The 21,655-nt window shown below is 68.9% G+C and carries 16 protein-coding genes; 4 read left to right on the forward strand and 12 right to left on the reverse strand.

Annotated elements, in window-relative coordinates:
* Nucleotide 1: 1 nt before the first annotated feature.
* Nucleotides 2-943: a class I SAM-dependent methyltransferase gene (locus KEG57_RS35715; RefSeq protein WP_272428326.1), complete on the reverse strand. Its 942-nt coding sequence runs from the start codon at nt 941-943 to the stop codon at nt 2-4.
* Nucleotides 944-986: 43 nt separating this feature from the next.
* Nucleotides 987-1,715, reverse strand: a complete 729-nt coding sequence (locus KEG57_RS35720; protein WP_272428325.1) for a TylF/MycF/NovP-related O-methyltransferase — start codon at nt 1,713-1,715, stop codon at nt 987-989.
* A 149-nt stretch (nt 1,716-1,864) separates the two neighbouring features.
* Between KEG57_RS35720 and KEG57_RS35725 the strand changes: the two genes are divergently transcribed.
* The gene (locus KEG57_RS35725) at nt 1,865-2,950 is read left to right on the forward strand and encodes a M20/M25/M40 family metallo-hydrolase (RefSeq protein ID WP_272428324.1); all 1,086 of its coding nucleotides are present in this window, start codon (nt 1,865-1,867) and stop codon (nt 2,948-2,950) included.
* A gap of 344 nt (nt 2,951-3,294) precedes the next feature.
* On the opposite strand, the gene KEG57_RS35730 is transcribed toward KEG57_RS35725, so the two are convergent.
* The 3 genes from KEG57_RS35730 to KEG57_RS35740 all read right to left on the reverse strand — a co-directional run bounded on the left by KEG57_RS35730 (nt 3,295) and on the right by KEG57_RS35740 (nt 4,630).
* Entirely contained in the window at nt 3,295-3,561 is a 267-nt protein-coding gene (locus KEG57_RS35730; RefSeq protein WP_272428323.1) for a hypothetical protein, read from the reverse strand.
* Nucleotides 3,562-3,728: 167 nt separating this feature from the next.
* On the reverse strand, nt 3,729-4,292 hold the full coding sequence (locus KEG57_RS35735) for a DJ-1 family glyoxalase III (protein WP_272428322.1): 564 nt from the start codon (nt 4,290-4,292) through the stop codon (nt 3,729-3,731).
* Between the two features lie 32 nt (nt 4,293-4,324).
* A complete protein-coding gene (locus tag KEG57_RS35740) occupies nt 4,325-4,630 on the reverse strand; it encodes an EthD family reductase (protein ID WP_272428321.1) in 306 nt (101 codons plus the stop codon).
* A 143-nt stretch (nt 4,631-4,773) separates the two neighbouring features.
* Between KEG57_RS35740 and KEG57_RS35745 the strand changes: the two genes are divergently transcribed.
* Nucleotides 4,774-5,598, forward strand: a complete 825-nt coding sequence (locus KEG57_RS35745) for a hypothetical protein (RefSeq protein WP_272428320.1) — start codon at nt 4,774-4,776, stop codon at nt 5,596-5,598.
* 9 nt (nt 5,599-5,607) lie between these two features.
* Here the strand turns inward: KEG57_RS35745 and KEG57_RS35750 are convergent, their stop codons facing one another.
* The 7 genes from KEG57_RS35750 to KEG57_RS35780 form a co-directional block, all read right to left on the reverse strand.
* A complete protein-coding gene (locus KEG57_RS35750; protein WP_272428319.1) occupies nt 5,608-7,761 on the reverse strand; it encodes a hypothetical protein in 2,154 nt (717 codons plus the stop codon).
* Nucleotides 7,762-7,825: 64 nt separating this feature from the next.
* On the reverse strand, nt 7,826-8,428 hold the full coding sequence (locus tag KEG57_RS35755; RefSeq protein ID WP_272428318.1) for a hypothetical protein: 603 nt from the start codon (nt 8,426-8,428) through the stop codon (nt 7,826-7,828).
* Nucleotides 8,429-8,553: 125 nt separating this feature from the next.
* Nucleotides 8,554-9,513, reverse strand: coding sequence for an alpha/beta fold hydrolase (locus KEG57_RS35760; protein ID WP_272428317.1), 960 nt, complete (start codon nt 9,511-9,513; stop codon nt 8,554-8,556).
* A complete protein-coding gene (locus tag KEG57_RS35765) occupies nt 9,513-10,097 on the reverse strand; it encodes a 2-hydroxychromene-2-carboxylate isomerase (RefSeq protein ID WP_272428316.1) in 585 nt (194 codons plus the stop codon). The genes KEG57_RS35760 and KEG57_RS35765 overlap by 1 nt, the downstream gene beginning before the upstream one ends.
* A gap of 58 nt (nt 10,098-10,155) precedes the next feature.
* On the reverse strand, nt 10,156-11,151 hold the full coding sequence (locus tag KEG57_RS35770) for a rhomboid family intramembrane serine protease (RefSeq protein WP_272459264.1): 996 nt from the start codon (nt 11,149-11,151) through the stop codon (nt 10,156-10,158).
* A gap of 15 nt (nt 11,152-11,166) precedes the next feature.
* Nucleotides 11,167-12,738: a WD40 repeat domain-containing protein gene (locus KEG57_RS35775; RefSeq protein ID WP_272428314.1), complete on the reverse strand. Its 1,572-nt coding sequence runs from the start codon at nt 12,736-12,738 to the stop codon at nt 11,167-11,169.
* A gap of 326 nt (nt 12,739-13,064) precedes the next feature.
* Nucleotides 13,065-14,186 (reverse strand): penicillin-binding transpeptidase domain-containing protein, encoded by a 1,122-nt coding sequence (locus tag KEG57_RS35780; protein WP_272428313.1) that lies wholly within the window; start codon nt 14,184-14,186, stop codon nt 13,065-13,067.
* Between the two features lie 100 nt (nt 14,187-14,286).
* On the opposite strand from KEG57_RS35780, the gene ribA reads away from it, so the two are divergent.
* Both ribA and KEG57_RS35790 read left to right on the forward strand, forming a co-directional pair.
* Complete coding sequence (gene ribA / locus KEG57_RS35785; protein WP_272428312.1) at nt 14,287-15,078, forward strand: GTP cyclohydrolase II; 792 nt, start codon at nt 14,287-14,289, stop codon at nt 15,076-15,078.
* 628 nt (nt 15,079-15,706) lie between these two features.
* A complete protein-coding gene (locus KEG57_RS35790) occupies nt 15,707-21,625 on the forward strand; it encodes an AAA family ATPase (protein WP_272428311.1) in 5,919 nt (1,972 codons plus the stop codon).
* Nucleotides 21,626-21,655: the final 30 nt, after the last annotated feature.

Raw genomic sequence — 21,655 nt, forward strand, 5'->3', positions numbered from 1 at the left:
GTCAGCGAGCCCGGGCGATGACGACGAGCGTGGCGCGGCGTCCCTCCTTGGGAACCACGGCGCCGAGGTCGTAGGTGATGTACCCGTCCACGAGGACCTCGAGCGTCTGGAGGAACCGACGAGACGGGACCTCGTTCGGCACGACGAACGGCTCGGCCATTTCCCGCTTGGTAGATGCGGGTTTGCCGTTCGTCTGGAAGAACGACTGCAAGCGGAGCAGGGCCGCGCGTGGGGCGGGCTCGTGCAGGAGCAGGGCGTAACGCTGCACGTCGAGGATCTCGAAGCCGGTGCGCTCGGCGAGCAAGCGGAGCTGCTTCTCGCCGAAGTGGTAGAGGTGATCGGGCAGATCGAGCTCGTTCGTGCCGGCCCAGCGTTCGCCCGGGAGCTCGGCAACGTTGCCAGTCTGGAAGACCATGCAGCCGCCCGGCCGGAGGAGCCCGTGCATCTGGCGGAACGCGTCGAGCGGGTAGGCGAGGTGCGAGAGGACGTTCCGGTGGTAGACGACGTCGAAGCTCCGCGGCGCGAGCTCGACCGACGCGAGCGTGCCCTCGCGCGCGTCGACGCCGAGGACCTCGGTCGCATACCGGACGAACGGCCCGGTGATGTCGATGCCGGTGGGCGAAAAGCCGCGGAGGCTCGCCTCGCGGAGGAAGTAACCGGCGGCGCAGCCGATCTCGAGGAGGCGGCCTTTGGAGACGTGGCGGCCGATGAGGTCGAGGGCGCGGCGGGCCTCGTAGACGGCGCGCTCGACGTTGCGGATCTGGAGGCCGAGGTTGACCTTCGTCTCCTGGCCCTCGTAGAGGCGCTTCATCTCGCCTTCGGTGGGCCGCGGGGTGACGAAGACGAGGCCGCAGTCGTTACACGCGACGGCCTGATGACCGTTCTCGGCGTGGTACGGGCGCGTCCCTCGGTCACCGCAGAAGATGCAGGAAACGGCCTCCATGCGGGCGGGCACGTATCACCCGCGCGGAGGCGCGTCAAAGACCTCAGGCGAAGAAGTTCTGGGGCGTGGTGTTGGCGGTCTGCGAGAACGACCAAGAGAGGGAAGGGGCGTCGCCGTCCGTCTTCTCGACGACGGCAAAACCCAGGAAATACTTGGGCTGGAGGCCGTGATCCCGGACGAAGTCGAGGTAGCCCACGTCGGCCCCCACCCACGACGTGTTGGCCTTGCAATCATCGACCAGGATGACCCCGCCTTTGGCGAGCTTGGGCGTGAGCTTCTTCAGCCCGACGTAGATCGGGTCGCGCAGGTCCACGTCCAGCAGCGCGACGGAGATGTTCTCGGGGATCTCGGCGTCGTCGATCTTGCAGATATCCCCCTTCACGAAATGAATGTTCCGACGAATGCTCCACCGCGCCAGGTTGGCCCGCACCCGCTCCAGGGAAAGCCCCCGGAAACTGTGGTCGTGCCTCGGCGTGAGGCCAAGCTTGTGATCGGTGTCGAGATGCTCCTCGACGAAGCCGTCGAAGGTATCGAAGCAGTAATACTCCTTTTTGCATCCGATCCGTGAAAGCAGGTCGCACGCGTACGCGGTCGTCCCGCCGCTGGCGACGCCGATCTCGACGACAGGGCCTTCGACGTTCCGCTTCTGGTAGAGGGCGTCCAGATAAGCATAGAGGTTGTCGGCGCTCATGGCCGGACGCGGGGGGAAGCGGAGCAGGCTCTTGACCCGCTCCCTGGCCCGTACCAGCTCGCTCACGACTCGTGCCTTCATGTGCTCGGATCTACCCCCTCGAGCACCGGGGCCTGACGCCATGCCACAGCGGGTGCTCTCGTCTCGCGCGCGAGCCTAGCATCCCTCCCGGAGCGCCTGGAAGCTTTCGCCGGTTGTCCGAAAGGACCGGCGAGGTAGGATGCTCGGCCATGGATCCCGCCGCCCTGCTCGCCGAGCTCATCCGACACCGCACCGACAACCCCGGGGGCGACGAGCCGTCGATCTGCCGCATGCTCTCGCGCGCGCTCGCCGAGCTCGGCGCGGACGAGGTCAGCGTCGTGGAAGTGCCGCGCGCCGAAGGAACGGGCGCCTACGTGGCCGCGCGCTGGGGCGAGCCTCGCACGATCATCAACGCGCACGTCGACACGGTGCCCGCGAACAGCGGGTGGACCGTGGATCCGTGGGAAGGCGTGGTCACCGCAGATCGGGTGATCGGGCTCGGCGCGGCGGACACGAAGGGCGCGATCGCCGCGACGCTCGTCGCGCTCGAAGGCAAGAAGCCGCGCAACGTGGGCGTGGTCTTCTCCGGCGACGAGGAAAGGACGGGCACGTGCATCCGGCATTTCCTGGCGAGCCCGTGGGCCCAGGTCGTGCGGCGCGCCGTGGTCTGCGAGCCGACGGGACGCACGGTGGGCGTACGGCATCGCGGCTGCGTGGCGCTGTCGGCCGAGGTGATGGGCCGCGGCGGGCACTCGTCGGGCGCCGATCACATGCCGAAGCCGATCGTCACGATGGCGCGGCTCGCGGTCGGGCTCGACGAGATCGGCCGGCGCTGGCTCGATCGCGGGCCCGCCGACATGAAGGGGCTTTGCCTGAACGTCGCGGCGATCGAGGGCGGCGTCGCGTTCAACGTGGTGCCGAACCGGGCCGCGCTCTCGTTCTCGGTGCGCCCGCCGCCCGGGTTCGACGCGGCCGCCTTCGAGGCCGAGGTCGAGGCGAGCGCACGCGCGGCGGGCGAGGGGATCGTGACGCGGACGGAGCTCTCGATGTCGCCGTTCGAAACCCGCGACGTCGAGCCGTTCCGCGCGCTGCTCGGCTCGCTCCCGCGCGCCGAAGCGACGCTGCCGTTCTGGACCGAAGCCGCGCTCTTCTCGGTCGCGGGCATCGACGCGGTGGTGATCGGCCCCGGCGACATCGCGCAGGCGCATGCCCCGGACGAATTCGTGATGAAGAGTGACCTCGATTGGGCCGTCGAGGTATTCAGTCAGGTGATCGCGCGGGCCTCCGCAGCGTAGCGCCGGGGTTTCACCCCGGACCCCAGCAGGGGCTATCCGCCCCTGCACCCGGACCAGCGCAAGCGCTGGACCCGGGGTCGATGAACTGCGCGATGCGCAGTTCATCGAACAGGCCGAATCAAGACCAGCTACGATCCTGCCGACCAAAACAGCCGCGCTGCCCTTTCGATCGACAACGCTGTTCCTGGTCTTCCAACGGGCCCGATGGAAGAACTGCGCACCGCGCAGTTCTTCCATCACGAGTCCAGCGCTTGCGCTGGTTCGGGTCGAGGGGCGAACAGCCCCCGCGGGGCCCGGGGCAGCGCCCCGGCGCGGCGGCCCCAAGAAGAGACCAGTGCCCCCTCTCAACCGCCTTGCCGAACATCGACGCGCCGCACGCGCGCGCCCTGCTTGACGCGGATTCCGCTCTCGGGGACGGGCTCCTCGACGTCCTCGTCCCGGCCGCGCGCGTTCGCCGCGGGAGAAACCCCGTCTCCCCGGCGCGAGCTCCGCAGGCTCGTCGCTTCCTCGGGCGTCTCCCCACCTGCGCGACCCGCGAGCCATAACATCCCCGCGATACCCGCGAGGACCACGGTGCCGAGGACAACGAATTCGCCGTGCGGGAAGCCCATGGAAACACTCCTCCCGTCGCGCGGGGAGAGCACACGCGCGTCAAGAATAGGACTCCGCCCAACCCGATCAGAGGTGATCAGGGGCATTGTGCGGGGAATGTCCACTCTACGAGATTCCGCCGCTCTTTGCTACACATTTCTTGACGATTCGATCGCGTCACGATGCGTCACGAAATGAGCATCATCGGCGCGCGGACTTCGTCGCGGGTGGTAACACCCGAGAGCATCTCGACGAGGGTGAGGGCGAACAAAAAGGTCGTCCCCGGGCCCTGGCTCGTCACGAGAGACCCGTCGATCACCACGGGTTCGGTCTCGTGTTTGCCGTGACGCGCGACGACCTCGCGCACGGAGGGATGGCACGTCATGCGGCGTCCCGCGAAGACGCCGTGCGCCGCGAGCGCGATCGGCGCCGCGCAGATCGCCGCGACCAGGCGGCCCGCTTCGGCCTGCGCGCGGAGGAGCGCGCCCACGGCGGGCGAAGCAGCGAGCCGCTCGGCGCCGCCCTTGCCGCCCGGCAAAACGATGACGTCAAACGAGCCCGTCACCTCGGCGAGGGCCACGTCGGGCACGATACGGACGCCGCGGCTGCAACGGACCGGCGACGCACCGTCGACGCCGGCCAGGACGACCTCGACCGAGGCGCGGCGAAGGACGTCGACGCTGATGGTGGCTTCCATTTCCTCAGCCCCTTCGGCGAGGAGGACGAGGGCGCGGGGAGGGGTTGTGGTCATGGTGTGAGAATGGTGCCGCGAGGCGCCTCGCGTCAGCGGATCCGGCTGATCTGCACGGTGGGTTTCAGGTCCGTGTAATTGGGCAGATCGGCGTTGATCTCGCGGCCGTGCTGGGCCATGCCGCGCTGAAAATCCTCGATGGCGTCGAACGTCATGCTCGCCATGACGACGAACAGAGGAGGCGCGCCATTGCGAGGCAGGCCCTCGGCGACCTCGGCGCTCTTCAAGCCGAACGGCCCGAGCAAGGACTTCACCAGCGGCATGTGCTTTTGCACGTAGTAGTCGAGGTCGAAGCGCTTGCCCTCTTCATGCGGGTACAGGATCGTGACGCGATACATACGGCGGCCTCCTCGGGTGGTCAGAATTCATACCACGGACGAGGGCGGCGCGCGGCTGTCGCGATGCGTTGACATGAGTCCGTCCGGCCGGATACGTTCCGGACTTCCCTGTGAGGGCACTCTCAGCGGAAGGAGCAAATAGAATGAATCTTCATCTGCGACGAATTTCGATGGTGGCCCCGATGCTCGTGATGCTCGCGTGCTTTGGGGGTTGCAGCGACGACACCGGGGGTTCCGGCGGCAACGGCGGGACCGCTGGCAGCGGCGGCAGTGGCGCGGCCGGTGGCATGGGCGGCACCGGCGGCACCGGCGGCACCGGCGGCACCGGCGGCACCGGTGGCACCGGTGGCACCGGTGGCACGGGCGGTACGGGCGGACAGGGCGGCACCGGCGGGCAGGGCGGGCAGGGCGGCGGCAGCATGGCGCTCTGCAACGACGGCGAGGTCGTCGACGAGGTGGACGACACGAAGCGTTGCGTCAACGTGACCAATCTCGTGAACGAGATCCAGGCCCCGGCCAGCGTGGTGTGGGCCGACATGGAGGTCGCCGTCTCGACCGAATACTCTCCCGCGGGAGGGTATTCGGCGGAGCAGGCTCTCGGCGCGCCGAATGTCTATCCCGATGCAGCCGACGAGTCCAAGGCTTGGGCCACGTTGACCGAAGACGCTGACGGCGAGTTCTTGACCGTTGGGTTCTCGACTGCCATGACGGGCGAAGCGGTCTGGATCTACGAGACGTACAACCCGGGCGCCGTGAAGAAAGTCACGATCACCACCACCGACGGTGACAAGGTGATTTACGACAATCCGGCGCCCAAGTCGATTGGGGCCTGCGCGCACATCCTCTCGGTGCCGACCCTGACCTGCGCAAAGATCTCCGCCGTGCGCATCGACCTCGACTCCAAGGCCGTGCCCGGCTACAACGAGATCGACGCCGTCGGCATCCTGCCGCCGCCTTCCATGCCCTGACCGAAGCCGCTACGGCTTCCCCGCGAGGGCCTTCTCCGTCGCTCGGAGCAACGGTCCCGCGCTGATCGGCTCCCCCGTCGCGTGTTTCATCCACAGGTCCGGCAGGACCGACCCGTATTTCGCCATTCGCTCGAACGCGGGACCGAGCTTGCCTTGCTTCCGGACAGCCTCCTCGATCTGGAATGCAATGAGGTGGCCGAGCGGATAATCCGGCAAGTAGAGCGGCGTCGAGATCGCGTGCGAATAAATCGCAAGCAGCGTCGAATCCGGCGACCCGAGCAGCGGCGCATAATACTGGTTCCAGTACTTCTTCGCGATCGTGACCGTGGCCTTCCCGAGCTCCTCGGCCGTCGCCTCCGGGTGCTCGTAGAGCCAGTGCCAGACGTCCGTCTCGACGAGCGCGACGCCCGCGATCTCCCACGCCGACCAGAGCTCGCCGAGCACCCGATCCCGATCGGACTCGCCCGTCGTCTTCTGCAAGCCCAAGAGCTCGAGATCCCGCGCCTGGAACGTGAACGCGAGCGCCTCCGTGAAGGCATTGTTCGGCACGCCCGCGAGCAGCGTGTGGTCGACGTCGTACAGCGACAGGACCTGCTCGACGTTGTGCCCGAGCTCGTGGACGGCGATGTTGTATCCCTTGTAGTTCATCCCGTCCTTCTCGATACGCGTCCGGAGCCGCGCCTTGTCCCCGCGGCGCCGTGGCTCCATCGCGTGCCCGGCGCCGCGCGAAGGATCCACCGCGATTCGCTCGGCGATCGTCTTCGCGCGATCCTTGGGAAAACCGAGATCCACGAGGATCCGCGGGATGTCGGCCGCGAACGCCTTCGCGTCGGGATACTTTTTGCGCGTGATCGCGTCGAGCTCGGCCTCCGTCTTGCCGCCGCGCGCCTTGAAGCCCGCATACCAGAGATCCTGCGGCCCGAGCTTGCGGCCGAGCCGACGCTCGATCTCGGCGGCGACCTTCGGGATCGTGCTCGATCCGAGGATCTCCAGGAACAGCGCGCGCACGCGATCCTCGCCGATCTCGCGGCCGAGCTCGAAGCGACGTTTGATGGCGGTATTCGCGATCGGCGAATACGGATCGGCCCGCCGCGAGGCCCGGAACGAGGCGAGGAGTTTTCCATATCGCACGAAGGGCTCGGGGCTCGCCGACGCCGTCGTGATCGGGGCGCGTTTCGGCGCGGAAGGCTCGATCTCCGCGGCCGGCGCGAGGCGAACCTCGTTCGTGAACGGATTCCAGTCGACCCGCGGATCGTCGATCACCGCGGCCGGGATCGTCTGCGTGACGATCCGCTCCATCACCTGCACGATCATCCTCTGTTTTTCGAGACCGCGCGGATCGCCGTAATTGGCCTTGAGCTCGTCGCGCAGGTTCCAGTGGCTGATGAGCCGGAGCCCCGCGGGGAAGGGGCGCTCGCCCTTCTCGTTCACGAGGTGATGCATCCAGATGTTGTAATCGGAGATGTAAAGGTCGCCCTCGGTGTTCGCGCGCGCGATGTCCTGGGCGATCTCACCGGGGATGCGGATCGCGAAGCGCCCCGTGAGCCGGTCCTCGGCCCAGCGGCGCCGGCTCCAGCGTTCGCCCTCGGCGTTTTTCGTGGCGAGGTCCGAGAGCGGGAAATTCAGCAATGCGACGAACGCGATCCGCGCCTTGAAGAGATCCTCGTAGAGGTGCGCCGCGGGCTCGTAGCCGGCGAGCAGCGGATCGAGCGGGAAGAGCGGCCCAGTGTCCGTGTCCGTGGAGAAACGCAGCGCGCGCCCCATTTCGTGCAGGTGGCCTTCGAGCTGCTCCATCAAGCCCTCGAGGCGGGCGAACGAGGCGTCGATCGCCGCCGGATCCGAGAGGAACTGCTCGCGCGCGAACGCGGCGAGATCCCCGTCCTCCGCCCGCCAGAGCGACGCGATCTGCGCGAGCCCCCGCTTGATCCGAGGCCGCGCTGCCTCGCCATGCTTGCCGACGAGCTCCGCTTCGAGGGCCGCGAGGTCCACGGGGACGGGCGCCGGCAGGGCAGCGGCGGGGGCCAAAGGCTCGGCGGAGGGGCGCGCCACCGCGGCGGGCGGCTCGGGGGCACACTGCGGCGGCGGCTCGGCCGGCATCGGGGGTTCTCCGGCGCAACCGGCAAGAAGGGCGAGCGGGACGAGGTGGGCGAGAGCGGAGCGCATGCGTACGCTCCAGACCAGAGGTCGACGGCGGCGTCAACCGGCGTTCGTCGTCGGTCGGATCAATTCAGGGAATGCAGGCCGAGCTGCCGCCCGGGTCGAAGACGGGACAGTACGTATCCGTCGTTTCGCAGACCCCCGCGCAGGTCTTGCAATGAATGCAATTGTCGAGCGCCCGGAAACGCGTGATCCCCTCCATGTCGAGGCCCATCTCCTGGCAAAACCACGTGCAACAGGCCCCGGCCTGGGTGGTGTCGCAAGGGCCAGGGCCGTTCGGGGTGGCGGTATGCTGGCAGTGGTAGATGCTGACACACGTCTTCCAGGCCATGCAGGCGTCGAACTCGGCCTGACACTCGTTCGCGGGTGCGCCCGTGTCGGCCGTGCATTCTTCACAGCTCGCATAATTGCCGCCGCCCGCGCCGCCCATTCCCCCGCCGGCGCCTCCCGAGCCCGCCATCATGCCGCCGCCCGCGCCGCCGGAGCCGCCCGCGCCGCCCATTCCTCCGCCCGTGCCGCCCGTGCCCCCGGAGCCGCCGCTCGACGCGGTGCTGCCCGCGCCGGAGCCGCCGGAGCCGCCACCGCCGCCGCCGTTTACCTCACTGCCGCAGCCGGCGATCCCGACCGACACGCTCAAAACGACGAACCCCCCCAAAGACCACGACGATTTCATCCGAATGCCTCCCTTCACCTTCGCATGGTTGGTACGCAAACGAAGCGCACGGGGAGGAGCGTACACGGTTTTTCGCGCGGAGAGCCGGCATGGCCCCGCCCGGGGAATGGCGAATCGGCTCGAGGTCAGCCGCCGAGAGAGGCCCCCGCGGGCTCGCGGGCTTCGTCGGCGCGCAGGAAGGGCAGGACGGTCTCGACCATCCGATCGGGCGAGTCGACGTGGGAGAAATGCGACGTGCCGTCGAGGTAACGAAGCTCGGAGCCCCGCGCGAGGCGGTGGAGGGCTTCCCCGACGCGCGGCGGCACCACCGGATCCTTGCGGGCATAAACGAAGAGCAGCGGCACGGGGAAGGGCTCGCGGCCGAGTTCGTCGACGAAGGCGTGGAAGCCCGCGGGCGCGAGGGTCTCGTGCAGCGATTTCGTGAAGCAGGCAAGCCCCGCGTCCGTGGCGAGCGGCGCGCCGTACTCGTCGAGCTCCTCGCGCGATTTGAGCCGTTCGTCGTGGTAATGGACGTTCCGGTACACCCAGCGACGCGGGTCGCGTTGCACGAGGTAACGCAGAAGCGCGCGTCCCGCGGCGGTCGAGAGCAGGGCTCTGAGCGCCACGTAGCGCCGATCTGGCGTGCCCGGCGCGTGGTTCACCACGAGGCGCGAGACGGCGGCCGGATCCTGGAGCGCGAGGTGCATCGCGACGTACCCGCCGAGGGAGTTGCCCATGATGGCCGAGCCACGGATGCCGAGCGCTTGCTGCAGCTCGGCGAGGAACGTCCCGAAGCTCCGCGGCGAAAAATCCGCGCGGGTCGGCTTGTCCGAGCGGCCAGAGCCGGGCAGATCGGGCGCGAAGACACGGAAGTGCCGGCCGAGTGGCTCGAGCACGTACCGGAACGAGTAGCTCGACGTCATGAGCCCGTGCACGAGCAGGAGCGGCGGTCCCTGTCCCACGACGCGGACATGCACGCCGACGTCGCCGAAGATACGCGACGAGACCAGCACGCGGCGCGCCTCGGCGCGGTGGTAGCCGTGCGGGATGCGCGGCAGCGCGGGGAGCTCTTCGTACGGCAGCCGTTCGAAAGGACGAAGCGCCATCAGCCCTTCAGCGCTTCCTCGACGAAGTGGAGCCGATCGTTGCCCCAGAAGAGCTCGTCCCCGACGAAGATCGCGGGCGCGCCGAACGCGCCGCGCGCGATCGCCTCGTCGGTGCCCGTCCGGAGGCGATCCTTGATCGCGGGCGTTTCGATCGCGGCGAGCGCGGCCTCGGGATCGAGGCCCGCGCCGCGCGCGAGATCGGCGAGCGTCTCGGGGCTCGCGATGTCCCGATCCTCGGCCCACATCGCGCGGAAGGCGGCCTGCGCGAAAGCCTCGGCCTTGCCTTGATCCGCGGCGACGTGGACCAAACGCATGGCCTTGATCGTGTTCGAGGGAAAGTGGCTGGAGAAGCGGAAGGGCACGCCGTAGTGCCGCGCCCAGCGCTCGAGGTCCTTGAAGAGGTACGCGCCCTTCGTGGGGATCTTGGCGGGCATGTCGTTACCCGCAGCCTTGAAGACGGCGAAGAGCACGAAGGGGCGATACACGAGCGTCGCGCCGGTGCGCGCCGCGATCGCCGGGAGCTGCGTGGCGGCGAGGTAGCTGTAGGGGGACGAGAAGTCGAAAAAGAACTCGACGGTCTTCAAGGGGCGGCCTCCGGAAGGAACGAGTGTAGGGGCGATGGAGCGCGCGGAGAAGGGCCGTTCAAGGCCCCGCGTCGTGCTCGAGCTCGACGTCTTCGTCGAAAGGGAACTCCGCCGCGCGTGCACGGAGACGCTCGGTTTCCTCGAGGATCCGCCGGATCCCACCGTCCTCGGGCGCGAGCGCGACGGCCTGCGTATAAGCGCGCGCGGCGTCGTCGAGCTCGCCCTTTCGCCCGTGCGCGAGGCCGAGATTGTACCAGGCGATCTCACTCTTCGGGCTCAGCTCGACCGCCCTTCGGTATCGGGCGATGGCCTCGTCGTAGTTCTCCGCGTCGAAGGCCTCGTTGCCGAGGCGCACGCTCTCCGCACCTGCGTCCTTCGAGAAGTTGACGCGCGGCCGGAGCACGGTCGCGCCCGCGCCCGATGCCGCGAGGACGAGCAAGATCGCGACCCCCGCCGATGCGCGCACCGGAGCGCTGCGTTGCGCGACGCGCAAGCCCCCCGTGATCACGAGCCCCGTGAGCACGCCGAGCAGTGCGCCCACGCCGTGCGCCACGTTCGCGACGCGCCAGACGTCGAAGACGGTCGTTGCAATACAAAGGAAAAACCAGCCAACGAAGAGCTGCGTCGCGCGCGCGTTCACGGTGCCACGCATGCGTGCGTCCGCGCGATCGAGCACCCACGCGAGGCCAAAGAGCCCGTACACCACGCCGGACAGGCCGATCCCGCCGATGAACGTCGCGTACTCGGCCGCCGCGGATCCCGCGGCGAAGAGCAGCACGAGGCCGAGCAGGCGGAACGATCCGAAGCGCTCCTCGAGCATCGTCCCGAGCGTCCAGAGCCAGGCGACGTTGAAGATGAGGTGCAGCGCGTCGGCATGCGGCAAGGCGCTCGTGACGAGCCGCCACGGCTCGCCCTCGAACGCGCGCACGCTCATCACGAGCTGCTGGATCGATCGACCCGCCGCGTCGAGGACCGTGACGAACATGGCGAGCATCGCCACGCCGGCGGTGATGGGAAATCGCACGAACTCGGTGACGGGCGGCGGCTTCTTCAACGCGCGGCTTTCGGCTCAGGGCTCGAGCTTCAGCTCGGCCGCGTGGATCAAGGCCTCGAGATCATCGAGCGAGGGCAGGGGCACGTGATCGAGCGTGATGGTGAGCGAGCCAGGACCACGCTCGACCTGGACGTCCCCCTCGCCCGCGCCCGGCGCGATCTCCGCGACCCACTCGCGATCGGCCGCGGCGACCCGGCGCGCCTCCGCGCTCAGGCGATCGCGAATCCAGCGCGAGAGGCGCGCGAGGCTCGACGAGGGCGGGGGATCTTGATCGGGCTCGTCCGCGGTGACGCTCACGAGGATACGATACCGCTCCTCGTTCGTCCGGATCTGCACGTACGCATATCCGCCGCGCAGCGGCAGGCGCACGCCGAGGCCATCGGCATCACGCGCGAGCAGGTGCGCCGCCGTGCGGTAACTCGACTCGACCCAGCCCGTCGACAGCCGCGCGAGGAGCGCCGCCGCCGCGCTCGACGCCGCGACCTCCGCGCCGCTCTGCGCCGAGGGCACGACCCGCAGCGTCTGCGGGGGCGTCGGGATCCGACCCTCGAACTCGCGGCTGCGCAGCGTCACCGTGCGGCTCACCGGACCACCGTTCGTGGGCGTGTCGTCGCCGGCGTCGTCGGCCGTGGACACGCGCAGATCACCGCTCTCGGCGTCACGCAGCCACACGGCGCCGCACCACCACGCGGCCACGGTTTTGCCGTTCGGCAAAAACGCCATCGGGCCCGGGCTCGCCGTCCAGAGCGGGCGCGCGAGCGGCACGCTGAAGACCTGCGTGGCGCGCGTTCGACCGAGCGCGGTGACGAGCGCGCCGTCCGGCGAGAACTCGAGCGCCGCGACGCCGCGCAGCAAGTTGAGGCCATTCTTCACCGAGAGCACCGCGCGCGGCTCGCCCTCGTGGCCCGGCTCGAACAGGCGAATCCGGCTGTCCGGCCCCGCCACCGCGACGAGCTTTCCATCGGGCGAGAACGCCACCGCCGCGTCGTTCTCACGCACGCCCTCGGGCCGCACTTCCTGAAAATCATCCACCGACCAGTGCACGACCGGCGTCACGCCCGTGGCCGCCGTGAGCAGGCGACCGTCGGGGCTCCACGCGAGGCTGCGCAGCCTGCGCCGATGCGGATACGCGAGCTCGTACAGAAGCGCGCCGTCGGCGAGGCGGTAGACGAGCACCGCGCTCGTGAGGCGATCGGCCGTGACCGCGAGCAGCTTGCCGTCTGGCGAGAGTGCGATCGGCGCTTCGCCGCGCCACGGCTCGGGCGTCAACCGTCGACCGGAGACGAGCTCGAAGACCTGCACCGTGTGCGCCGGCTCGTCGGCCTCCACGCGCGCGTCGAGGGCGGAACGGGCTGCGCTCGGCGGCACGCGCGCGTCGTCCGACCACGCCGTGACGAGGCGCCCGCCGTCGGGCGAGAGAGCGAGCCCCGTCGCGCCCACGCCGAACCGGAAGAGCGCTCGGCCGACACGCAGATCGTAGACGACCGTGCGTCCGTTGCCGATCGCCGACGCCGCGAGTCGCTTGCCGTCGGCGGAGACGGCGAGGGCCGTGGCCTCGTGCGAGAGGGGGAGTTGACTTGCCTGCACGCGGCACGAGTCTAGCGCCCCCGCGCCCGCGAGACGATGCCCGGACAGAGGCCCCGAGGTCCTTTTTGGACGATCGTTTGCCCGAGGCTCCGGTCCCGCGCCCTACGCCCCGTAGCCTAAAACTGTAAACGACGTCACAAGCTCCGCCGCGACGCCCCCTACCGTGACTTCGTCCGGGCACGCCGAAGGCGCCCACCCCTTGCATCGACCGCACCGCGGCCTTTGCACCCTAGGTCCAGGGCTGCGCCCTGGTTCGGGTCCAGGGGCGAAGAGCCCCTGGTCGGGCCCGGGGTGAAACCCCGGCGCGACGCTGTGGCAGCACCCCCTCAGCGCGCGCGTCGTTCGTCGCGGCTGCCCGCGAAGTAGGCTTCGAGCAGATCACGGCCGACGACGTTCGCCTTGGTACGCCAGGTGATGTCGTTCGCCAGCATGACGGCCACGGCGATCTCGGGTTTGTCGGCGGGCGCGAAGGAGGCGAACCACGAGAACATGCGCGCAGGCTTCTTGCCGACGAGCGTGCCGGTCTTCGCGGCCACGGCCATGCCGGGCAAAGCGCGCGTCCCATCGGCGTGACGGAACGCCTTTACGCACGTGCCGCGCTTCGTGGTGACCTGGAGCATGCGATTGAGCGTGCGCGCGACGCGCGGATCGAGGGCGCGGCGCTCGACGACGCGGGCGACGGGCACGCCGGGATCCTTGAGCACGAGCCGCACGCGCTCGCCGCCGTTGGCGATGGTCTGCATCGCGAAGAGGGCGCCGAGCGGCGAGAGTTTTCCATTCCAGAACCCGGCCGCGGCGCGGGCCATGCCAAACGGATCGGCGGGGATGTCGACGCGCCCGGTTTGGGCGGGGACGTCGATCGGCACGTCGCCGGCAAACCCGAGCGCAGAGGCCATGCGACGCAGATCGTCCGGGTCGAGGTGCCGCTTCGCCATACGCGCGAAGACCATGTTGATGCTCTTGCCGAGGGCCTCGCCGAACGGCGTACAAGCGCTGCCACCGCGCCGATCGAGGTCGGCCGCCGTGATGTCGTGCTCGCCGCCCGACCAGCACGCCTCCGTGCCTTCGTTCGCGTGGCCGCCGTCGAGTAGCGCGGCCGCCGTGACGATCTTGAAGAGGCTCGCGCTCGGAGCGTACGGCTCGGCCACGAAGTCGCGGTCGCCGCGGCTCGCCCATACGAGGATGCGCCCGGTGCGCACGTCCGAGGCGACGATCGCGGCCTCGGGGGCGCCCGAGCGCGCGAGCAGCCGCTCGGCCTCGCGTTGCAGGCGTGGATCGAGCGTCAGGCGCACGGGTTTGGCCTGACCACCCACGGCGCCGTAGGCGGCCTCGGGCGTGACACGGATGCGGTGGAGGCCGAGCGACGCGGCCTCGGCGTCGGGCGAGCCGACGAGGAGGACGGACGCGAGCGCGGCCGGGGCGAGGAGTGCGCGGATCGGAAACACCACGGGTGGCTATCGATCGAGCGGCGCCCTTCGGCCAAGATTTTTGGCATCGGCCCCTGGGCCTGCTACTCGCAAGGCGGATGGCGGGAGGAGAGAAAGGTCGATGACGAACGCCGGACGCGGTGGCTTGCTCGATCTCGTCGAGCGGGACAGGGTCCACGAGTGCGACGGCTACGGCCCTGCGGGGGTCTGCGTGCGGGTAGTGGGCGTCGCGGATCTGCCGACGCGGGTCGGTCGCTTCAAGATCGTGGCCTTCTGGAACAACCGCGACGCCAAGGAGCACGTGGCCATGGTGCACGGCGACGTGATGGGCGGCGAGGAGGTGCCCACGCGCCTGCACTCGGAGTGCCTGACGGGCGACGTGCTCGGCTCGCTCCGTTGTGATTGTCGTGATCAGCTCCTCGAAGGCCTGCGGCGCATCCAGTCGATGGAGCGCGGCATCTTGCTGTACCTGCGCCAGGAGGGACGCGGGATCGGGCTCATCAACAAGATCCGGGCGTACGGCCTGCAGGATCAGGGCCTCGACACGGTGGAGGCGAACATCGCGCTCGGCTTCCGCGACGACGAGCGCGACTACGCGGTGGCGGCGCACATGCTGCGGAGCCTCACGGTGAAGTCGGTCCGGCTCATCACGAACAACCCGAACAAGATAAGCCAGCTCGAGCAGTACGGCGTGAAGGTGGCAGGTAGGATCCCGCACGTGATTCCGCCGAACGAGTACAACAAGTTTTACCTCGAAACGAAGGCGAAGCGCAGCGGCCACTACATCGACATGGAGGGCAAGCCGCACCTCGCCGAGCAGAGCGATCCGGTGATGGTCGACGGAATGGCAGGGCCGGCCGAGGAGGACCCGGCCGAGACGGACGCGAGGGGAAAACCTACAGCGTCCGCATGAACGCGACGAGATCGCTCTTCTTCTTCTGGGCGGCGACGATATCGGCATCGAAATACGCAGCGCGCTGCCAGGGCGTGTGAATGCGCGGCGTCGTCTCCTCTGGGCGGCGTTTCGCTGGGGCGTTGCCCCAGGCCCCAGCAGGGGCTATCCGCCCCTGCACCCGGGGCCTGCGCAAGCGCTGGACCCGGGTTCGATGAACTGCGCGATGCGCAGTTCATCGAACAGGCCGAGGAACGCCCTCGCCAACCAAAACAGCCGCGCTGCCATTTCGATGGTCAACGCCGGCCATGGTCTTGCCACCGGCCCGTGGAAGAACTGCGCACCGCGCAGTTCTTCCCTGAAGGTCCAGCGCTTGCGCTGGTTCGGGTCGAGGGGCGAACAGCCCCCGCGGGGTCCGGGGCCGCGCCCCGGCGCGGCGCCAATGCTCAGCCGAGATGAGCGTTCGGTTCCTCCACGAGAACCCAGCAGAGCAGGCGCTCTTGGGGTGCGTCGGCGGCGGGGAGGCAGGTTCGTCACGCCACGCTGGTTTCACCGGATAGGGATGACCGTCAACGATGGATCGTGGCCTCGGCCCTGTGGCATAAACGGATCGCTCGCGCCCGCGCCTGGCAGTCGAGCGAGGTTTTCCATGATGGCCGATACAGGCTACGCGCTCGCCGAGAAGACCGAGGAAACCGACTACTTCACCCTCTATCGCGCGCGGCGCGAAGGCGACACGGCCGTCCTGCTCAAGGTCCTGCGCCCCGAGGGTGCGCGCACGGTCGAAATCGCGCGTTTCAAGCAGCAGTACGAGCGCCTCGCCCGCATCACCTCGTCGCGCCTCGTCGCGATCCGAGGCGTCGAGGAGCGCGCCGGCGCGCTGATCGTCGTGCTCGAAGACGTCCCGGGCCGCGACCTCGCCCAGACCCTCGCCGCGCGCCCCTCGCGCAAAATGCCCGTGGGCGAGGCGCTCGATCTCGCGGTCGCGCTCGCCGAAGGCCTCGCCGCGATGCACGCCGCGGGGCTCGTCCACCGCGATCTCCGCCCGCGGAACGTGCTCGTCGGCGAGGGCTGTGCGGTCAAGATCACCGGTCTCGGCGCCGACGCCGAGATCACCCGCGCGCACGAGCTTCTCTACGCACCCGTGGTGCTCGTCGAGGTGCTGCCCTACGTCTCCCCCGAGCAGACGGGCCGGATGAACCGAGGCGTCGATTACCGGACCGACCTCTATGCGCTCGGGACCATTCTCTATCAGGCGCTCACCGGTCGCCCGCCCTTCGAAGGCGTCGATCCGATGCAGATCATCCACGCGCACCTCGCCGTCGCGCCCGCGCCGCCCTCGGTCCTCGATCCGGCCATCCCCGAGGCGGTCTCCGGTGTCGTGCTCAAGCTGCTCGAGAAAAACGCCGAGGACCGCTACCAGAGCGCCGAAGGCTTGCTCTTCGACCTCCATCACTGCCGCGAGGCTCTGCAGAGCGGCGGCGAGCTCGCGCCTTTCGTGCCAGGGCAACACGACCGCGCCGACCTCCTCCGGATCCACCAGAAGCTCTACGGCCGCGAGCACGACATCCAGGCGCTCACCTCCGCATTCGAACGCGCGCTCGCGGGGAGCCGGGAAATCGTGCTCGTGTCCGGCTACTCCGGGATCGGCAAGTCCTCGCTCGTGCAGGAGATCCTGAAACCGCTCGCGCGGAAGAAGGGCTACTTCACGAGCGGCAAACACGACCCGTTCCACCGCGCAACGCCCTATAGCGGGTTCATCCAGGCATTCGACGCCCTCGTGCGGCAGATCCTCGTCGAAAGCGAGGCGCGCATCCGGACGTGGCGGACCGCGCTGCTCGATGCGCTCGGACAGAACGGGCAGGTCATCTGCGACGTCATCCCTTCCTTGTCCCATGTGATCGGCCCGCAGCCCGAGGTCCCGACGCTCGGCCCCCTCGAAGCGCAGAACCGCCTGAACCGGTGTTTTTCGTTGTTCGTGTCGGTGTTCGCGCGGCACGAGCACCCGCTCGTTCTTTTCCTCGACGACCTGCAGTGGATCGATGGCGCGAGCCTCGGCCTGCTCCGCACGCTCCTCGCCGACGACTCGCTCGAGGCGCTCTTCTTCTGCGGCGCCTATCGCGACAACGAGATATCGCCCGCGCACCCGTTCATGATGGAGCTCGGGGAGCTCGAGCGCGGAGGGCTCTCGGTGCAGCGCATCGTCCTCGCCCCGCTCGGGCGGCGCCATCTGCTCGCCATGCTGGGCGATTGCCTCGGGCGCGAGGACACCGGCCCGCTCGCCGACGTGGTGCTCAAGAAAACCGGAGGCAACCCGTTCTTCGTCAAACGTTTGGTTCAATCCCTCCACGACCACGGCGTGCTCACGTACACGTTCGACGCGGGCTGGCGGTGGGATCTCGCGAAGATCGAAGCGCTCGCGTACTCGGAAAACGTCGTCGACCTCATGGTGCGCACCATCGAGCGGCTGCCGGCGCGGACCCAGGAGGCGCTGCGAATCGCCGCGGCGATTGGGAGTCGCTTCGACCTCGACGTGCTCGCCTCCTTGCTCGCTTGCTCGCCGGAGGAGGCGGTTTTCCGCCTCGAATGCGCGGTCGAGGAAGGGTTGCTCCTCGCCGATCGGAGCGGCTACCGCTTCGCCCACGACAAGATCCAGGAGAGCGCGTACGCGATGATCCCCGAGGGGGATCGGGCTGCTTACCGCCTCCGCATCGGCCGGCATCTCGCGGGGCACATCGATCTCGCGGACAGCCAGAACCTCTTCGACGTCGTCGGCCACTTGAACGCCGCGGGCGACCTCCTCACGGACGGCGCCGAACGCCTGCGCCTCGCGCGCATGAACCTCGACGCCGCGATCCGCGCCGAGGAATCGGCCGCGTTCTGCTCGGCCCTGCATTACCTCGAGCAGGGCCTCCCGCGCCTGCCGCCCGACGCTTGGACGTCAAACCATGCCCTGCGCCTCGCGTACGCGAAAAAGCGGGGCCTCATGCTCGCGCTTTGCGGCCGGCACGACGAGGGCCTCGCCGAGCTGGAGCGTTGCGTCGAGCACACGGAGGGGAGGCTCGATCGCACCGAGGTGCTCAGGCTCAAGATGAACGTGCAGGTGCTGAAAAACGACCTGCCGGCCGTGCTCACGGAGGGGCTCTCGGCCCTTCGTGGCTTCGGGATCGACCTGCCTCCATTCCCCGACGACGCGACGCTCGACGCGCAGCTCCGCACGACCATGGCCCTCGTCCGGGAGCGCTCGCTGGAGGCGCTGCCCGACCTCCCGCCGCTCGTGGATCCCGAGATCCGCGCGCTGCAGGACGTGCTCCAGGAGCTCTTCGCGCCGTGCTGGTTCTTGAGCCTCAACCAGCTCGGCATCACCGTCGCCAAGAGCCTCGAGACCACCTTTCGCCACGGCTTGTCGTCACACGCGATCTACGGCTGCATCAACTTGGGGGCGTTTCTCTGCGGCCGCGGCGACATCGAGCTCGGCTACCGCTTCGGCCGCGTCGCCCGCGACCTCGTCCGGCGCTCCCGCGACAAACAGAGCGAGGCCATGTTCTGCAACATGTGGGGCGCGTGCGTCCAGCACTGGCGCGAGAGCTACGTGGCCTGCCGGGAGACGCTCCTCGCGGGGATCCATGCGGGGCTTGAGACCGGCCATTACATCTGGTCGTTCTACAACACGATCGACCTCCTCACGAACAGCTTCCTCCGAGGCCTCCCGCTCCCCGATCTCCTCGCCGAGGTGGACAGCTTCCATCGGGTGCGCAAGCTCGATCAGTTCAACGCCATCACGTGGATCGGCGGAGCGGTGGGGCAACTCGCGCACAACCTCTCGGTCGAGACCGAGCGACCCACGACGCTCGTGGGCCCCTTCGTGGACATCGACGAGGTCATCTCGGAGGCGCGCCGCATCGGCAACCAGGCCTCGCTCTACATCGCCCATTTTTACGCTGTGGTCCTTTGCGTCTTTCAGGGCGCGTTCGAGGAGGCCGCGCGCATCGCGCTTCGGACGAACCCCGCGCTCTCGGGCGTCGAGAGCTGGCACGGCAACCCGGCCTTGCATTTTTATGGTGGCCTCGCGCTCGCGCGAGCGTCGGATGTCGTCTCCAGCGACGAGCGCGCGCACTTCCTCGCAACCGCCGAGGCCTACGCGAGCAAGCTCTCCCGCTGGGCCGACCTATGCCCGGAGAACCTCGCGCATCGGTGCGTCCTCCTGCTCGCCGAGCTCACGCGCGCCCGCGGCGACGCGCGCGGCGCCGGCGATCGATACGACGAGGCCATCGCCCTCGCGCAGCGCGGCGGCTACCTCCAGGACGAGGCGCTCGCCAACGAGCTCGCGGGCTTCTCGTTCCATGCGCTCGGCAAGACCACCATCGCCCGCGCCTACTTTACCGAGGCGCACAGGGTCTACGGCCAATGGGGCGCGACCGAGGTGATGCGGCGCCTCGAACGTTCCTACCCGGACCTCGTCCCTGGCGAGATCCTCCGCGGTGCGAGGGGCCCGGGGGCCGCCGTACCTGCAGGCGCCGTGCTCGACATCGCCTCGGTGCTCAAGGCTTCCCAGGCCATTTCGGGCGAGATCGTCCTCGACCGACTGCTCGACGCGCTCATGCGCATCCTGATCGAGAACACCGGCGCGCGGCGCTGCGTCCTTTTGCTCCTGCGCGACGGACGGCTCGTCGTCGAGGCCGAGCACCGCATCGGGGAGGCGCCCGTCCACGCGCTCGGCGCGACGCCCCTCGAGGGCCGCGCGGACCTGCCCGCCGGCGTCGTGACGTACGTGGCGCGCACGGGGGAGACCATCGTTCTCGACGACCGCCCGAGCGACGGGCCGTTCGCGCGTGAGCCTTGGCTCACGAGTGGACGGCCTCGCTCCTTGCTCGCCGCGCCCATTGTCTACAAGGGCCGCCTCGCCGGCGTGATCTACCTCGAGAACGATCTCACCCGCTCGGCGTTCACCCCCGCGCGCGTCGAGGTGATCCGGCTGCTCTCGGCCCAGGCGGCCATTTCCATCGAAAATGCGCGCCTCTATGCGGATCTGCAGCAGGAGAACGCGGTGCGACGGCGCGCGGAGGAATCCGTTCGAGAGAGCCAGGAGCTCCTCCAGTCCATCGTGGACAATACGAGCGCCCTCATCTTCGCCAAGGACCTGGAGGGCCGCTTCGTATTCGCCAACCGCTGCCTCGAGGAGCTCCTCCACATGCGCCACGAGGACATCCTCGGCAAGACCAACCACGAGCTCTTCCCGCGCGAGTTCGCCGATCAGTATCGCGCCCATGATCTCCTCGTCGTGCGGGAGAACCGGGCCATCGAGTTCGACGAGTCGGCGCTGGACCAAGGCGAGATGCGCACCTATATGTGCATCAAGTTCCCGCTCCGCGATCTCGCCGGGAAAACGTACGGCATTTGCGGCATCGCGACCGATGTCACCTCCCGCAAGCGCGCCGAGGAGGGGCTGCGCCATTCTTACTCGCTCCTCGAGGCCACGCTCGAATCGACGGCGGACGGCATCCTCGTCGTCGACTGCGGGCGGCACGTCGTGCGCCACAACCGCAGGTTCGTGGAAATGTGGCGCCTCCCCGACGACGTCCTCGCCAGCGGGTCGGACGACGTGTTCCGTTCGTTCGTCCGCCATGAGCTCCTCGAACCCGGACCGTTCGAGCAAAAGGTCCACGCCCTCTATTCCTCGCCCGAGGAGAGCAGCGTCGATGTGCTTCCTTTCGCGGACGGTCGGGTCTTCGAGCGTTATTCGCAGCCGCAGCGCCTCGGCGAGCGCGTGGTCGGGCGTGTCTGGAGCTTCCGCGACGTCACCGCGCGCGTGCACGCCGAATTGCAGCGTGATCGCCTCCTGCTCGACGAGCGGGGCGCGCGCGCCGCGGCGGAGGAGGCGGTCCGCGTGCGGGACGAATTCCTTTCCATCGCCTCCCACGAGCTCCGCACCCCGCTCACCAGCCTGCAGCTCGCCATTCAATCGCTGGAGCAACGGCTCTCGCGGGGCATGGACGTCGAGCGCGTGCGCTCCGCGGTCACCCTCTCCGGGCGCCAGATCAAGCGCCTCGCCAGCCTCGTCGATGCGCTGCTCGACGTCACTCGGATCCAGGCGGGAAGGCTCGAGCTAAACCCGACGCTCGTCGATCTGCGCGCGCTCGTGCAGGAGGTCGCCGCCCACCTTGGCGATCAGATCGCGCAATCCGGCAGCACGCTCACCGTGCGCGCGGATCAGCCGGTCGTCGGCCCATGGGACCCGTACCGGCTGGAGCAGGTCGTGACGAACCTGCTCACGAATGCCATCAAGTTCGGGAAAGAAAAACCCATCGAAATCACGATCGGCATCGATGGGCAGCTCGCGCGACTCTCGGTGACGGACCACGGGATCGGGATTCCGGACGAGGTGCAGGCGCACCTCTTCCAGCGATTTCACCGCGGCGTATCTTCGCGCCACTACGGGGGGCTCGGGCTCGGCCTCTACATCACCCGCACCATCGTCGAGGCGCACGGCGGGCGAATTTCCGTGTCGAGCGAGGTCGGCCAGGGCTCGACGTTCCAGGTCGAGCTGCCGCTCTTGCCCACCGCCTGACCGTATCGTCTGCTGGACATTCGCCATCGC

The sequence above is a fragment of the Polyangium jinanense genome (assembly GCF_028435365.1).

Coding starts and splice junctions, on each gene's coding strand:
- KEG57_RS35715 (WP_272428326.1), bottom strand. CDS start 943: ATGGAGGCCGTTTCCTGCATCTTCTGCGGTGACCGAGGGACGCGCCCG.
- KEG57_RS35720 (WP_272428325.1), bottom strand. CDS start 1,715: ATGAAGGCACGAGTCGTGAGCGAGCTGGTACGGGCCAGGGAGCGGGTC.
- KEG57_RS35725 (WP_272428324.1), top strand. CDS start 1,865: ATGGATCCCGCCGCCCTGCTCGCCGAGCTCATCCGACACCGCACCGAC.
- KEG57_RS35730 (WP_272428323.1), bottom strand. CDS start 3,561: ATGGGCTTCCCGCACGGCGAATTCGTTGTCCTCGGCACCGTGGTCCTC.
- KEG57_RS35735 (WP_272428322.1), bottom strand. CDS start 4,292: ATGACCACAACCCCTCCCCGCGCCCTCGTCCTCCTCGCCGAAGGGGCT.
- KEG57_RS35740 (WP_272428321.1), bottom strand. CDS start 4,630: ATGTATCGCGTCACGATCCTGTACCCGCATGAAGAGGGCAAGCGCTTC.
- KEG57_RS35745 (WP_272428320.1), top strand. CDS start 4,774: ATGAATCTTCATCTGCGACGAATTTCGATGGTGGCCCCGATGCTCGTG.
- KEG57_RS35750 (WP_272428319.1), bottom strand. CDS start 7,761: ATGCGCTCCGCTCTCGCCCACCTCGTCCCGCTCGCCCTTCTTGCCGGT.
- KEG57_RS35755 (WP_272428318.1), bottom strand. CDS start 8,428: ATGAAATCGTCGTGGTCTTTGGGGGGGTTCGTCGTTTTGAGCGTGTCG.
- KEG57_RS35760 (WP_272428317.1), bottom strand. CDS start 9,513: ATGGCGCTTCGTCCTTTCGAACGGCTGCCGTACGAAGAGCTCCCCGCG.
- ribA (WP_272428312.1), top strand. CDS start 14,287: ATGACGAACGCCGGACGCGGTGGCTTGCTCGATCTCGTCGAGCGGGAC.
- KEG57_RS35790 (WP_272428311.1), top strand. CDS start 15,707: ATGATGGCCGATACAGGCTACGCGCTCGCCGAGAAGACCGAGGAAACC.